Below are 14,587 nucleotides of genomic sequence, written 5' to 3'. Positions count from 1 at the left end.
GCGTGCACCTGGATTAGCGCTCGAGGAGCTCGACGATACGCTCGAAATCCTCGCGGCCCGCGAACTCCACGATGATCTTGCCCTTCTTCTTCCCGGCCTGCACGGTCACCTTGGTGTCCAAGCTATCGGCTAGGGATTCGGCCGCGTGAGTGAGGTATTCCGGCTGCGGGGCCTGCTCGCGGGGCGCGGGCTTATCCGCATTCCCACCGCGGTTCAGCAGGGTGACGGCCTCTTCGGTAGCGCGCACACTCAAGCCCTCGGCCACGATCCGCTTGGCGAGCTTTTCTTGGGCCTCTTCGCCCACCTTCACGCCCAGCAGAGCGCGGGCATGACCGGCGCTCAGCACCCCGGCAGCCACCGTGCGCTGCACCGACACCGGCAGGGCGAGCAGCCGGATCATATTGGTAATCACCGGCCGAGAGCGGCCCAGCTTATCGGCCAGTTCCGCCTGAGTGACGCCGAACTCCTCCAGCAGCTGCTGATAGGCGGCGGCTTCTTCCAGCGGGTTGAGCTGCACGCGGTGGATATTCTCCAGCAGCGCGTCGCGCAGCATCGTGGAATCCTCGGTCTCACGGACGATCGCGGGGATTTCCTGCATGCCGGCCTTGGTGGCCGCGCGCCAGCGGCGCTCGCCCATGATGAGCTCATAGCCATCAGCCACCTCACGCACCACGATGGGCTGCATGAGGCCAAACTCCTTGATGGAGTGGGTGAGTTCGGCCATGGCCTGCTCATCAAAGACCTCGCGAGGCTGCTTCTCATTGGGCTCGATCAGCCCAATGGGGATCTCCCGGTACGTCGCACCCATCGGGGTGGAGTAGTCCTCGTGGATATTCTCGGGGCGGCTGCGCTGCACGCCTTTCTCGCTGCGCTGGCGGCCCTGACCGGTGCCGCCCTGCGCCGTGCCCTGGGAATGGCTCTGTGAACCGCCCTGGTTGCCGCGGGCGCCTTGGTTGCCGGCTGCGCCGCGCTCGCGAGAGGATTCGCCCAGAACGATGCTGGCGGCGTTATTGCCCAGCCGCGGCTTGGCGGAGCCATCGGGGATCAGGGCCGCGAGACCGCGGCCGAGACCGCCTTTACGAGTTTCATTCGCCATGGTTGCTCAACATCCTTCGTTTGCGTTCCGCGTGGGCGCTGCAGGGGCGCTTAAGCGCCTGCGATCGAGACGATCGCCCCGCTCGCCCCCAGTATCTTTCCCGAGCATGTTTCCGTCAATCCTCATCGCCGGACGGGGCCTGGCCAATAGGGGAGGACTCCTCGCTGGCGGGGTAGTCGCCCCGATTATTCAGCTCCCGCGCCGCATCCAGATAGGCCATGGCGCCGCGCGAGCCGGGATCATATTCCAGCACCGTCTGGCCATAGCCGGGCGCCTCGGAGACCTTCACGCTGCGCGGGATCACCGTATTGAGCACGACCTCGCCGAAGTGGTTGCGCACCTCGCTGCTGACCTGCTCGGCCAGCTTGGTGCGGCCGTCATACATGGTGAGCAGGATGGCGGAGATATGCAGATCGGGGTTGAGGTGGGTGCTGATCATGGAGATGTTATTGAGCAGCTGGCCCACGCCCTCCAGCGCGTAATACTCGCACTGAATCGGAATGATCACCTCGTTGACGGCGGTCATGGCGTTAATCGTGAGCAAGCCCAGCGAGGGAGGACAGTCGATGAGCACATAGTCCAGATCGTGCTCGGCGAGGAAGTCCTCATTAATGGCGTCTGCCAAGCGATATTCGCGGCGCACCATGGACACCAGCTCGATCTCCGAGCCCGCCAGATCAATCGTGGCGGGAATGCAGAAGAGATTCTCCGAGAACTCACAGCTCTGCATCGCCTCCTCGGCGGTGGTTTCGCCGAGGAGCAGCTCATAGCTGGAGATGGTGCCGGCGCGATGCTCCACGCCGAGCGCGGTGGAGGCATTGCCCTGCGGGTCGAGGTCAATCACCAGCACCCGCAGCCCGCAAATCGCCAGACCCGCGGCCAGATTGACGGAACTGGTGGTCTTACCCACCCCGCCCTTTTGATTCGCAATCGTCACGATGCGCGGCCGCTCGGGTCGAGGCAGCTTCAGCGCATTCGGGGTGCGCACCTGCGCCGCCCGCTGTGCCGCAGCGGCAATGGGTGTGTCGTCCCACGTAGTTTCATGCATGCTCGCTGATCTATCCCCTCTATGGCTGGCCTATGAGACTACCGCGTGCGCTGCCCGGAGCATGGCGCTCATGCTTATCGACGCCACCCTCTGGCGCACACACCTAGGCCTCTAGCCTAGTGCCTCACTGTGTCACCAACCAATGGGGTAAGAGGCCGACGCACCCACACCAACTTCTAGCGGCGGCGCGGGATACTGATCACCGTGGTGGGCTGCTCCAGCACACCCTCACCGACGGTCATGATTGTGCCCAATCCGCCGCCGGCCTTGGCGATGGTGGCGTGATCGCGTTCCCATTCCTCGTGCACACTCGAGCCTTTGAGGGCAATCATTTTCCCATTCGGGCGCACCAGCGGCATACACCAGCGGGCGAGCTTGCCCAAGGGGGCCACCGCCCGCGAGGTCACCACATCAAAGCGGCCGACCTCAGCGCGCACGGCCTTTTCTTCGGCGCGGCCGCGCACCACCGTGACATTCTCCAATTCCAGCTCCTCGACCACTTCCCGCAGATAGGTGGAGCGCTTGAGCAGTGGCTCGATGAGGGTGATGGAGAGATCAGGGCGGGCAATAGCCACCGGGATACCGGGCAGGCCCGCACCGGAGCCGATATCGGCCACGCGGCGCGCCTCGGCCGGAATGGCTTCGGTGACCACCGCGCAGTTGAGGATATGCCGCTCCCAGAGCCGGGGGATCTCGCGGGGGCCGATGAAGCCGCGCTGAGTGCCGGTGGTGGCGAGCGAGGCGTGATAGCGCACAGCGAGGTCGAGGCGCTCGCCAAAGACGGCGGCAGCGCTCGCAGGCGGCGGAGCCATCTCAGTATTCAGCTCGCCCTCCGACTCTGGTTTCACGTGAAACATCCCTTTCCTCATCCTCGGCGCTGGCTATATCTCCTGCCCAGCCAGCCTGCACTGTCTTCATCACTATACGTTGCCCTATGCGGGCTCTCCCAAGGGGGAATAAGAGTCGCGGCCCAGCATCACTGCGAGGAGGATGCTGGGCCGCGGGGGCTTGCTAGGGCGCTAGGACTCTCGGGCGCTAGGGCGCGTTTAAGAGTTGGTGCCCTTCTTCGGGTTTTTCGGCTTCTGGCCGGGGCGAGGAGCGGTGGTGCGCTTCGCTTCGCGCTTGCGGGCGAGCTCTTCTTCCTCCTCGGCGTCGACCTTGGCAAAGATCCAGCGCTGCTGGAAGAAGGTCCACACGTTGTTCGACGCCATGTAGAAGAGCAGACCGATGTGCCAGAAGACACCGGTGAAGAGGATGATGCCGGGCATGAACCAGAGCATCATCTTGTTCATCATCTGCATCTGGGTGGCCATCATGTCATTCTGCGGGGCCTTGGTCTTGCCGGAGCGGCGGCGCTCCTCCTGGCGGGAGACCGACAGGCGGGCGTTCATGTGGGTTGCGAAGACCACGATGAGGATCAGCGGTGCGGCGACGGCGATGATCTTGGCGCGGGTGAAGTCCACGGTGCCGAAGGCGCCGAACATCTCATTGGGCATGGAGATATAGGAGGACAGCGGCACTCCGAAGATACGAGCATCGAGGAAGGACTGCACCTCATCGACGCCGAAGATGTAGTTCGGGGTATTGCGGTTGACCTCAATGGACAGGCCCAGCTGGGTGCCGCCGGTACCGGTGCGGTTGAAGGAACGCAGCACGTGGAACAGGCCGATGAACACCGGCATCTGCACGAGCAGCGGGATACAGCCGGCGATGGGGTTGACGCCCATCTCCTTCTGCAGCTTGCGCGACTCCTCCATCATTTTGGCCTGGTCGTTCTTGTACTTCTCGCGGATGGCCTGCATCTTCGGCTGCATCTCTTGCATCTTCAGCGTCGAGCGCATCTGCTTGAGCATGGGCCTGACGAGGAAGGCACGGATGGTCACCGTCAGAAGAACGATGGCGAGCACCCAGGACACACCCGAGTCGGGGTCGAGGACATAACTGACCACCTTGTGCCAAAACCACAAGATGGCAGAAATTGCGTAATAAATAGGATCCAGCACGGCGTTCTGAATGCTCCTTTAGCTGCTACGTGGTGTGATCATCGTTCAGGGGTTCAGCAGCGCGCCGCTCGGCGCCTGCGTCGTGCCGCAGAAAAACACAGCCACATGGGTGTTCGCTCGCGCCGCCACTGGCGGCACATATGCGAGTATATTTCATCATTTTCTCTGCACCGGCGGCACGGGGTCATAGCCGCCCGGATGCCAGGGACCACACTTACTCAGACGAATCACGGTGAGGAGCACCCCACGCACGGCCCCAAAGCGCTGCAAACTACCCAGCGCATAGGCACTACAGCTCGGCTCGAAACGGCAGGTGGGGCCGCTTTTGAGCCCAGAAAAATACTTCTGGTACAGCCGCACCCCGGCTACTAACACCGCGGTCAGCGGGCCACGCCGAGCGGGCCTAATCGGGCTGTGCGGTGCGCTCGGCGAAGCGTCGTCGACTGCGTGCGAGTGCTCGTCTAACATCGTCCTCTAATTTCTCTGAGGGGGCATCGGCGCTGGCAGGCAGCGCCCGAATGACCACTCGGTCCGTGCAATCGAGCTCGTCGGCGAGCTCGGCGCAGATATGCCGCAGCCGCCGGGCGACGCGGTGACGAATCACAGCATTCCCGACGGCTTTAGACACGATGAGTCCGAAATGCGGCCCACCAAAGCTCACCTGAGGCTCCCGCTCCTCACAGGCGCGCGAATAATAGGCAACCACGCGCTTGGTTCCGGCCCGGCTTGCACCGGAGACAGCCTGCGAAAACTCCGCAGAGGAACCAATTTTGAGGTTCTTCGGAAGCATCAGTGCGCCCCTCGAGTAATTTTTCGATGGCGAGGCTGCGGGCCACAGAGTGCGTGGCACCGCCGCCTCACGGGAAAAGAAAACTACGCGGTGAGGCGAGCACGGCCCTTGCGGCGACGTGCAGCGACGATAGCGCGACCGGAACGGGTGCGCATACGAGTACGGAAACCGTGGACGCGGGCACGACGACGGTTATTGGGCTGGAAAGTCCGCTTGCCCTTAGCCATAGGTCAAACACTCCTTGAAAGTTTGCTGTCATAAGCTCCGCGCTGCTCAGCACTAGAGGCTCAGACCACGAAAGCGGCCTGAGACGCTGGCGCTGCGCGACGCCTAAGGAACTCATGAGATGAATTCTCTTCTTCCCCTCTTCCGCCGAAGCGAAACAGGATGCAGATCGATACTTCAGCTTCCGCAACGAGGTGGTCACCCACCTCCGAGCCGGCGCTCGGATCAGCGCACTGTACCGCCGAAGTATCGTCCACACGCGGCCCTGCCCACCCCATCTGCAAGGCTCAACCTCAGGTTGAACCCGCGATGCAGCTGCGTGACCGCAATAGACCTAGACAGAATACGGTATGGCCGTCATGAATAACAAGTTGCCACGCGAATAAGATTCGTGTCACTAGCTGGGCTAACTTACATCCCTGTGCTTTTCCTGCTGTAGCTGTGCTGCAACCTGGGCGCTGTTATCGGCCGCAGTGTACGGCCCGGAGCGCAGCACAAATAGTACGAGTGTACTGGTATTTAGGTGATTTCACACCTACCTTCCCCGCGGAGTGTAAGGCCCACTCGGCGATGCCACTCACACCCCTCCCACGCAGCCACCGGCGCAGAGCCACGGCGCGGCAGCGGGGGGAGAATAGGCGTTTTTCACCCCTGAAATACCGCCGATGTAATTTTCGGCTCACCACCCCGGCACCTTCCGCTCCCGCTCCTGCGGCAATGCCGATGCGCAACAGAAAAAGAGCATGTCATCGCAATCTGGGATTATCGGCTTTCCGGCCGAGGGTACGGCGATAAAGATAATTACAGTATTGATATTCGCTGCGATTGTTGGACTGTATCCACCACCGGCGGGTAACAATGGAAACCGTGAATTAAACACAGCTGTGAACACCCCGTGGCTGTGGATAACTCTAAAGCTGAAGTTGAGACTTCCCTGAAGCCAGTGCTTTGGTGCAGCTCAGAACCCATTTTTTCGGCGATTTAGTTATGCACAGGCTCTCGACTAGGCTGTGGATAGCGCTTGTGCAGTCCAGTTATCCACAGCTGTGGATAACGTTGTGGAAAACTCCGCATCACCATGGAGTTCGGCTTTGTCGGCTCTGTGCACACGGCGGTGTAATCACACAACCGTGCATCCACAGCGAAGCGTTCTTTCCGGCTGAGATAACTCGCTCTTTCTGGGGTTATGAACAGGCTCGGAAAGGTCGTTGGGGAGAGGGGAGACCGGCTTTAAGCGCGCGTGCGCCTTAAGGCTTTGGTGTTTCCTCGCTTCGCCGCGATAGCGGTGAGCTAGGGGTGCCCATGGCTGGTGGCTGCAGCTCCTTTCGAGGACACCGTTATTCGGAAACGACCTCCTCGCTGGGAAAACGTATCGTGCCTGTGCGGCAGGGATGGTGCGGATGTGTCGTTTCCGCGTGCCATCACCCGGTGGTGGTGCTGTGCCCGTGATTGTCCGTCCACCCGTGTAGTAAGGGGCTTTCCCTGTGACAGAGCATTCTGGTTCTCTCGCCCAGACATGGCAGAGCGTGATTAACGATCTGTTGGCGCTGTCTGAGCAACCCTCCTCTGGAATCGGACCAATTAGCGCCCGCCAGCGCGGTTTTCTCAGCCTCGTCACCCCAGTGGCCTTGGTACCGGGCTATGCGGTGCTCGCCGCGCCTCATGCGATGGCGAAAACCGTCATTGAGCAGGACTTGGGACCTGCGCTGACCTCTGTTCTCACCACCCATATGGGCCGCCCGACGGGGCTGGCCGTCAGCGTCAATCCGGAAGCAATCATGCCGGAGACCGCCGCCGCCCCCGAGCAGCCCGCGGACTATTCCGAGCACGCCGAGCAGCACCCAGATCCCCACGGAGCGGCCAGCAGCGCGGCCACGGAGATGCTCAATAACGACAACGCGGCGGTCGTCCCGCCGCCGAGCAGCGCGCAGCCGCTCTCCCAACCTACCGCGCACTCCGAGGGCGACAGCCCGCAGCAGCAGTGGGCGGATCAGGGCTGGCAGGAGAAGAATTGGCAGGAAAGCCACGCCAACTATTCCGAACAACCGCAGTACTCCGAGCACGGCCAGCAGACCCAGCACCCGCAGCCCGGACAGCATGGGGCACAGCACCATGATTCGCTGGCGCAGCGCGGCCACGACGCCTCGGTGGGTTTCGGCCACCCAGTAGCCAATCCGCAGGCGACACCGCAGCGCTATACCCGCGAACAGCCGGCCCCCAAGGCATCCTCGGAAGGATCGCTGAATCCGAAGTACACCTTCGATTCCTTCGTTATCGGATCCTCCAATCGTTTCGCCCACGCCGCGGCGGTCGCGGTGGCGGAAACCCCAGCGAAAGCCTTCAACCCGCTATTCATCTGGGGCGGCTCAGGACTGGGGAAAACCCACCTTTTGCACGCTGCGGGCCTCTACTCGCAGGTGCTGCAACCGGGCCTGCGCGTGAAGTATGTCTCCAGTGAGGAATTCACTAACGACTACATCAACTCAGTGCGCGATGACCGCCAGGAAGCCTTCAAGCGGCGCTACCGCAACCTCGACATCCTCATGGTGGATGACATCCAATTCCTCGAGGGCAAAGAGGGTACGCAGGAAGAGTTCTTCCACACCTTCAACGCCCTCCACCAAGCGGATAAGCAGATCATTTTGTCCTCGGACCGGCCGCCGAAGGAGCTGACCACCCTCGAGGATCGTCTGCGCACCCGTTTTGCCGCGGGGCTGATCACCGATATTCAGCCCCCGGACCTGGAAACCCGCATCGCCATTTTGATGAAGAAGGCCCAAGACGATGGCACCCAGGTGCCCCGGGATGTGCTGGAGCTGATCGCCAGCCGCTTCGAGTCCTCTATTCGTGAACTCGAGGGGGCGCTGATTCGGGTGGCCGCGTTTTCTTCGCTGACCAATCAGCCGATCACCATCGAGCACGCCGAGGTGGCGCTGCGCGATATCATGCCGGAGAACAAGCACGTCGAGATCACCGGGCAGACCATCATCACTGCCACGTCCAATTACTTCGATATGTCGGTGGACACCATCACCGGCACGAGTAAAACCCACGCGGTCGTCCATGCCCGTCAGCTGGCCATGTACCTCTGCCGCGAGCTCACGGATCTCTCCTTGCCCCAGATCGCCGAGAAATTCGGTGGTAAGAACCACACCACCGTGATGTATGCGGTGCGCAAGATCAAAAACGAGATGCAAGAAAACCGCGAAACCTACGATCAGATCCAGGAGCTCACCCAGCTGATCAAGAATGGCTCCGCTTAGCGAGGCCTACGAGCTAGGCGTTTTAGCCAGACTTTCACCCCCGCGGGGTAGGGCAGGAGCACCTTCTGCCCGCCGCGGCCCCCAGCGCCCGTGTGCACAGTGTGTGACACGGGCGCTGTGTCGTATCTGTCCTGGGTGAAGGCGCCGCAGAGGTGGCGTCGATATGCGCGCTGGGGGCGTTATCCACAGAGTTATTCACAGTTGTGTAATTACAGAATTGTCATTTACTGTTCGTTCGGAGAAACCGCAGGTCGCCGCCTGTGCATAAGTGGCGATTTCCTGTTGTTCGCAGCCGCCTCGACGGTGCATGGATTGTGCACAACGAGCAGGGGTCGAAAGTTGCGCACAATCCCCTCTAGTTATGCACCCGTTATGCACAGCTTGAAACACATGCCGCAACGCTAGGGTGAGCTGCGCGGATCGTGGAATTACACAGATTGCACAGCACCTACTGCTACTACCAAAGAAAGTTATGGATTGATCTAAGAAGAAATAGGGGGTGTGGACGCGGCGCCGAGTCCTGTCATTCACCACACCCGCCACGACGGCACGCCACGAGGTGCGCAGAGGCGGAATCACATATCCCCTCCCGCGCGGATCCCGGTTTATAGCGGAGTGTGATTCTTGTAGGCTGGGAGGGAAGAACAATTGTTTTGCCGCCGATGAGTCGATACTGGGCCATATTGGCCGTATCGCCGAGGACCTGATAGCAGGTTTCTTGGCTGCTCAGCGGCTGCTTGTGCTTAAAGGAGCCTCAGCTAAGCATGGAATCGCAGCCTATGTCTTTCCGAGTGTCGAAAGATGACTTTTCCGCAGCCGTGGGCTGGGTCGCTCGTAGTTTGCCCACCAAGCCCACCCAGCCGGTACTTCGCGGCATGGTGATTAGCGCCGACGATGACGGCCTCACCCTGGCCGGCTTCGACTATGAAGTATCCACCAAGGTCAGCATCTCGGCGGAGATCGATGAGCCGGGTCGCATCGCCGTTCCCGGCAAGCTGGTCTCGGATATTGTGAGTTCGCTGCCGAATAAGCCCATCGAGGTGCGCACCGACGAGTCGAAGGCATTTTTCCGCTGCGGTTCCTCCAGCTTTGAGCTCCCGCTGATCCCCCTGGATGATTATCCTGCGCTGCCCACGCTGCCGGAGGTGACCGGCCGAGTGAACCCGAGCCTCTTCAACGAGGCCGTGTCTCAGGTGGCCATCGCCGCTGGTAAAGACGACACGTTGCCGATGCTCACCGGCGTGCACATGAAGGTGCAGGGAAAGAACGTGGTCATGGCCGCCACCGACCGTTTCCGCCTCGCGGTGCGGCGCTTCGAGTGGGAGCCGGTGGCCGATGACGTCGAGGCCGCCCTGCTCATCCCGGCGAAAACCCTGCAGGAAAACGCCCGCTCCATCGATCCCTCGCTCAACGAGAACGTGGAGATCGCCGCTGGTACCGGCGAGAAGGTGGGCGCCGATGGTCTCTTCGGCGTGCATACCCGCAACCGCCAGACCACCACCCGCATGCTGGATGCGGAGTTCCCGAACTACGATCCGCTCCTGCCGAAGGTGCACACCTCCCTGGCAACTGTGGCTATCGGCCCGCTTCTCGACGCCATCAAGCGCGTCTCCCTCGTGGCCGAGCGCAATGCGCAGATCCGCATGCACTTCTCCGAGGGCCAGGTAGTGCTCGCCGCCGGTGCCACCGATTCCGGCCACGCCGAGGAGTCGCTGCCCTGTGATTATCAGGTGGGCGAGGGCGCCGAGGGCCAGGATTCTCTGCTCATCGCCTTCAACCCCTCCTATCTCAAGGAGGGCCTCAACGCCATGCCGGGACAGCGCGTGGTCTTTGGTTTCACCGCTCCATCCCGCCCGGCGATCATCATCCCCGAGCCGGACGAAGCCATCGAGGCTAATTCCGCCGGTGAGTTCCCCACCCCGGGGTCGGAATTCACCTATCTGCTGATGCCGGTTCGCCTGCCGGGCTAATTCTTCCGCGGTGTACATTCGGCATCTCAGCCTGCGCGATTTCCGCTCGTGGCCGAGCCTCGAGATCGATCTGACCCCCGGGATCACGGTGTTTACCGGCCGCAATGGGCACGGCAAAACAAACATTGTGGAGGCGGCCGGCTATGTGGCGCATCTCGGCTCCCACCGGGTCTCTACCGATGCGCCGCTGGTGCGCGAGGGCGCGCAGGCGGCGCGGGCATCGGCCACGGTGGTCAACGATGGCCGCGAACTCGCAGGGCATGTATTGATTAAGGCCCGCGGCGGCAATCAGGCCGGCATTAATCGCACCAAGCTCAAAAGCACCCGCGAGCTGCTCGGCGTGCTCAAAACCGTGATGTTTGGCCCCGAGGATCTCAGCTTGGTGCGCGGCGAACCCGCCGAGCGCCGCCACTATCTGGATGCGATTATCGCCTCGCGCAAACCGCGGATCGCGGGGGTCAAGGCGGATTATGACAAGATCGTGCGCCAGCGCAATGCGCTATTGAAGTCGAATTATGCCGCGCTGCGCCGCGGCTATTCCGCCGATGATGGCGCCGCCACCTTGGCCACCCTCGATTCCTGGGATACGCAGCTGGCCAGCTGCGGCGCGATCGTCCTCGAGGAGCGTCTGCGCACCATTGAGCAGCTGCAGCCGTTGGTGACCGGCGCCTATAGTGGGCTGGCCCCAGAATCCCGGCCGGCGTCGATCGCCTATGATTCCTCGCTCAATGACACCTTGGCAGAGGTGGAAGGCCGACCCGATCGGGGAGTGCTCGAGGCGGCATTGATGGCGCGCTTGGCGGCGGTGCGCACGAATGAGATCGAACGCGGTATCACCCTGGCCGGGCCGCATCGGGATGATATTCAGCTCATGTTGGGCGGCCAGCCGGCCAAGGGCTTTGCCTCCCATGGCGAGACCTGGTCCATGGCCTTGGCCCTGCGGCTCGCGGAGTTTCATCTGCACCGCGGCGATGGCACCGATCCGGTGCTCATCCTGGACGATGTTTTTGCCGAGCTGGATGCGCGCCGCCGCGCCCAGCTCGTAGGCCTGGCCCAGGACGCCGAGCAGGTGCTTATCACCGCAGCCGTGGGCGATGACCTGCCCGATAATCTGGATGAGCACATTGCTGCCCGCTACTTTGTGGAGGCCGTCGCCGATCCAGAGGGCAAGGAGCACGCTCGCTTATCGACGCTCACTCCCATGCCCCTCGATCCTCCTGCCGGGGCTGAGCCCGAGGAGGGGGCGTCGTCGTGAGCGACAAGCAGCAGCCACCAGCCCGCCCGGCGGATCTGATTAGCCGCTCTTTTCAGGCGGTGCGCGCCGAGGCGAAAAAGCGGCGGGGCTATGTGCCGGATTTATCGCGGCAGCGCCGCGATACCACTCGCCGCCTGGATTCTGATCGCGCCGATTCCTCGGCGATGTTGCAGCGTATGGGCTTGGATAAGTCCTCCTCGGCGCCGCGCTCGTGGCGGTTGCGGCGCGGCTCGAATACCGTGCTGCGCGCCACCGGCCCGGATGGGCGGGCGCTGCGCCGAGCCCGCACCTTCTCCTCGGTGGGGGAGGTGCTCTCGGAGGAAATCACGGCCCGGGGCTGGGGCAAGGACTTAGCCAATGGCTGGGTGCAGACCCACTGGCCGGAGCTGGTGGGGCCGACGATCGCCGGCTATGCCGTGGTGGAAAGGGTAAAGGGAACCACCGTCTACGTACGCTGTGCCACCACCCCGCAGGCGACGAATCTGCGCGCCATGCAGCGCATGATCCTGGCCAAAATCGCAGAAAAGGTGGGCCCCAATGTGGTTACTACCTTGAAGATTCACGGCCCCGAGGCACCCAGCTGGCGTCATGGCCCGCTGCACGTGAAGGGCCGCGGGCCCCGCGATACCTACGGATAGGCAACGGTCCGGTGCGTCTAGCCCGCTCTGTTTCTGCCTGAGAGCGAATGAGGCGTTAGGCAAGTAGGGGGATAGCTCATCGGGGAGTGAAGGCGGTGATTGGGCCTGTAGGGGTGTAATATGGAGGGGTCTAATTAATCTGTTTCAAGGAGTTTGAGTAATTACAGTGGCTAGCACCGAACACATTTATGATGCCTCCTCAATTACCATCCTCGAAGGTCTTGAGGCAGTGCGTAAGCGCCCCGGCATGTACATCGGTTCTACCGGTGAGCGCGGCCTCCACCACCTGGTGTGGGAGGTCGTGGATAACTCCGTCGATGAGGCCATGGCCGGCTATGCCACCAAGGTGAAAGTCACTCTCTTGGAGGATGGCGGTGTGGAAGTCGTCGACGATGGCCGTGGTATTCCCGTGGAAATGCACCCCTCGGGCGCGCCGACCGTACAGGTGGTTATGACGCAGCTGCACGCCGGCGGCAAGTTCGACTCGGAGTCCTATGCGGTCTCCGGTGGTCTTCACGGTGTGGGTATCTCGGTGGTCAATGCGCTCTCGACGCGTGTTGAGGCGGATATCAAGCGCGATGGCAAGCACTGGTTGCAGAACTTCAGGAACGCGATTCCGGAGGAGCTGGTGGAGGGCGGCAATGCCCGTGGCAGCGGCACCACGGTGCGTTTCTGGCCGGATCCGGAGATCTTCGAAACCACAGAGTTTAAGTTCGACACCATCGCCCGCCGCTTGCAGGAAATGGCCTTCCTGAACAAGGGTTTGAAGATCGAGTTGATCGATAAGCGCGTCTCCGATGCCGAGGCCGAGCTCGATGCTCTCGCCGAGGCCGGCGAGGACGCCGCCGCCATTGATACTCCTTCCCTGGATGATATCGATGAGCAGGAAGAAAACCGTGAGGTGGTCGGTGACGGCACCGAGGATAAGCCCGCGAAGAAGAAGGACAAGGTCCGTGAGTTCTTCTACCCTGAGGGCCTGATCAACTACGTCGAGTATCTCAACGATACGAAGACCCCTATTCACCCCACCATCATCGGCTTCGATGCCAAGACTGATGAGCACGAGGTGGAGATCGCGATGCAGTGGAATAAGGGCTTCAAGCAGTCCGTGCACACCTTCGCTAACACCATCAACACCATCGAAGGCGGCACTCACGAGGAGGGTTTCCGCGCGGCTCTGACTGGTTTGATGAACCGCTATGCGCAATCCCACAAGCTGCTCAAGGAGAAGGACGGCAAGCTCACCGGCGAGGACTGCCGTGAGGGCTTGGCTGCGGTGATTTCCGTGCGCGTGGCTGATCCTCAGTTCGAGGGCCAGACCAAGACCAAGCTCGGTAATACCGAGGTGCGTTCCTTCGTGCAGAAGATGGTGAATGAGCACATCTCGGATTGGTTGGAGGCTAACCCGGCCGAGGCGAAGGTGATCATCAGTAAGGCGCTAGCGTCTGCGCACGCCCGCCAGGCGGCCCGCCGTGCTCGTGATCTGGTGCGGCGCAAATCCGCCACCGATCTTGGTGGCCTGCCCGGTAAGTTGGCCGATTGCCGCTCGAAGGATCCGGTGCGTTCCGAGCTCTACATCGTGGAGGGTGACTCCGCAGGTGGCTCCGCGAAGTCCGGCCGTGATTCGATGTTCCAAGCCATTTTGCCGCTGCGCGGCAAGATCCTGAACGTGGAGAAGGCCCGTTTGGATCGCGTGCTGAAGTCTAATGAGGTGCAGGCCATCATCACTGCTCTCGGCACGGGTATTCATGATGAGTTCGACATCAACAAGCTGCGCTATCACAAGATCGTGCTGATGGCCGACGCCGATGTGGACGGCCAGCACATCGCGACCCTGCTGCTGACGCTGCTCTACCGCTTCATGCCGCAGCTGATTGAGGAAGGCCATGTGTTCTTGGCCCAGCCGCCGCTGTACAAGTTGAAGTGGGGCAAGGGTCGGCCTGGTTTTGCCTTCTCCGATGGCGAGCGTGATGAGCAGCTGGCCGCGGGTTTGGCCGAGGGCCGCAAGATCAACAAGGATGATGGCATCCAGCGCTATAAGGGCTTGGGCGAGATGAGCGCCAAGGAGCTATGGGAGACCACCATGGATCCCGAGAGCCGTATTCTGCGCCGCGTGGATGTGGGCGATGCCCAAGCCGCTGATGAGCTCTTCTCCGTCCTCATGGGCGACGATGTGCGCGCGCGCCGCAGCTTCATTACCCGTAATGCCAAGGATGTGCGCTTCCTCGATATCTAGGATCGCTCGCTGCGTCTCTACGCAGCCTGCATAATGGACACCACCCGCCTCCTACACAGCAGG

The 14,587-nt window shown here is 61.8% G+C and carries 12 protein-coding genes; 5 read left to right on the top strand and 7 right to left on the bottom strand.

Features of this window, described 5'->3' with window-relative positions; translation table 11 throughout:
- Positions 1–13 precede the first annotated feature (13 nt).
- The 7 genes from GBB14_RS07455 to rpmH all read right to left on the bottom strand — a co-directional run bounded on the left by GBB14_RS07455 (position 14) and on the right by rpmH (position 5,164).
- The gene (locus GBB14_RS07455; protein ID WP_151529681.1) at positions 14–1,096 is read right to left on the bottom strand and encodes a ParB/RepB/Spo0J family partition protein; all 1,083 of its coding nucleotides are present in this window, start codon (positions 1,094–1,096) and stop codon (positions 14–16) included.
- A 115-nt stretch (positions 1,097–1,211) separates the two neighbouring features.
- Complete coding sequence (locus tag GBB14_RS07450; protein WP_151529680.1) at positions 1,212–2,144, bottom strand: ParA family protein; 933 nt, start codon at positions 2,142–2,144, stop codon at positions 1,212–1,214.
- A gap of 176 nt (positions 2,145–2,320) precedes the next feature.
- On the bottom strand, positions 2,321–2,956 hold the full coding sequence (rsmG, locus tag GBB14_RS07445) for a 16S rRNA (guanine(527)-N(7))-methyltransferase RsmG (RefSeq protein ID WP_225976642.1): 636 nt from the start codon (positions 2,954–2,956) through the stop codon (positions 2,321–2,323).
- Between the two features lie 234 nt (positions 2,957–3,190).
- A complete protein-coding gene (gene yidC, locus GBB14_RS07440; RefSeq protein ID WP_151529678.1) occupies positions 3,191–4,147 on the bottom strand; it encodes a membrane protein insertase YidC in 957 nt (318 codons plus the stop codon).
- A 156-nt stretch (positions 4,148–4,303) separates the two neighbouring features.
- Positions 4,304–4,615 (bottom strand): membrane protein insertion efficiency factor YidD, encoded by a 312-nt coding sequence (yidD, locus tag GBB14_RS07435; protein WP_151529677.1) that lies wholly within the window; start codon positions 4,613–4,615, stop codon positions 4,304–4,306.
- The gene (gene rnpA / locus GBB14_RS07430; RefSeq protein ID WP_151529676.1) at positions 4,551–4,937 is read right to left on the bottom strand and encodes a ribonuclease P protein component; all 387 of its coding nucleotides are present in this window, start codon (positions 4,935–4,937) and stop codon (positions 4,551–4,553) included. Before rnpA ends, yidD begins: the two co-directional genes overlap by 65 nt.
- Before the next feature lie 83 nt (positions 4,938–5,020).
- The gene (gene rpmH, locus GBB14_RS07425; protein WP_083878205.1) at positions 5,021–5,164 is read right to left on the bottom strand and encodes a 50S ribosomal protein L34; all 144 of its coding nucleotides are present in this window, start codon (positions 5,162–5,164) and stop codon (positions 5,021–5,023) included.
- A 1,482-nt stretch (positions 5,165–6,646) separates the two neighbouring features.
- Between rpmH and dnaA the strand changes: the two genes are divergently transcribed.
- From dnaA to gyrB, 5 genes are all read left to right on the top strand, one after another.
- Complete coding sequence (gene dnaA, locus GBB14_RS07420) at positions 6,647–8,425, top strand: chromosomal replication initiator protein DnaA (protein ID WP_151529675.1); 1,779 nt, start codon at positions 6,647–6,649, stop codon at positions 8,423–8,425.
- Positions 8,426–9,189: 764 nt separating this feature from the next.
- A complete protein-coding gene (dnaN, locus tag GBB14_RS07415) occupies positions 9,190–10,395 on the top strand; it encodes a DNA polymerase III subunit beta (RefSeq protein ID WP_151529674.1) in 1,206 nt (401 codons plus the stop codon).
- A gap of 10 nt (positions 10,396–10,405) precedes the next feature.
- Entirely contained in the window at positions 10,406–11,650 is a 1,245-nt protein-coding gene (gene recF, locus GBB14_RS07410; protein WP_151529673.1) for a DNA replication/repair protein RecF, read from the top strand.
- Positions 11,647–12,288 carry a DciA family protein gene (locus tag GBB14_RS07405; protein WP_151529672.1) on the top strand — a complete coding sequence of 214 codons (642 nt, stop codon included), beginning with the start codon at positions 11,647–11,649 and terminating at the stop codon, positions 12,286–12,288. Before recF ends, GBB14_RS07405 begins: the two co-directional genes overlap by 4 nt.
- A 166-nt stretch (positions 12,289–12,454) precedes the next feature.
- A complete protein-coding gene (gene gyrB / locus GBB14_RS07400) occupies positions 12,455–14,524 on the top strand; it encodes a DNA topoisomerase (ATP-hydrolyzing) subunit B (protein WP_151529671.1) in 2,070 nt (689 codons plus the stop codon).
- Positions 14,525–14,587: the final 63 nt, after the last annotated feature.

Source organism: Corynebacterium sp. 51B, assembly GCF_008930785.1.
In the GTDB taxonomy this organism is placed as follows: domain Bacteria; phylum Actinomycetota; class Actinomycetes; order Mycobacteriales; family Mycobacteriaceae; genus Corynebacterium; species Corynebacterium megadyptis.
Note: the sequence above shows the minus strand (reverse complement) of the source record. Positions and strands in the feature narration are given on the sequence as shown.